This window comes from Psychrobacter sp. 78a-MNA-CIBAN-0178 (assembly GCF_040309625.1).
Classification (GTDB): Bacteria; Pseudomonadota; Gammaproteobacteria; order Pseudomonadales; family Moraxellaceae; genus Psychrobacter; species Psychrobacter okhotskensis.
In genome coordinates, this window is record NZ_JBEOOZ010000097.1 from 1 (window position 1) to 316 (window position 316).

At 55.7% G+C, this 316-nt stretch carries 1 pseudogene; it reads left to right on the forward strand.

Annotated elements, in window-relative coordinates:
* A pseudogene (locus AAEY80_RS14405) lies at nt 1–316 on the forward strand (hypothetical protein); the annotation flags it as partial.

Consider the following 316-nt stretch of genomic DNA (forward strand, 5'->3'; position numbering starts at 1 on the left):
TGTCTACGGCTATTGGCGTACAGTCTTCCTCAGCGGGTGTTGCGTCCTCAGCCTTTGGCATGGGATCGTCAGCAAGCTTAGATGGTTCGGTTGCTTTAGGTGCAGGGTCAACGACTGCCACAAATGCAACCACTGAGTCGACCATGACCGTTGGCGGGGTCACACATACCATTGCAGGTCCTGCGATGCGAGTTGGTGATCAGGTCTCAGTTGGTTCAGCCGGCGCTGAGCGTCAGATCAAACACGTCGCTGGTGGAGCGGTGAATGCAAGCAGCACGGATGCGGTGAATGGCAGTCAGTTGCATGCCACTAATAC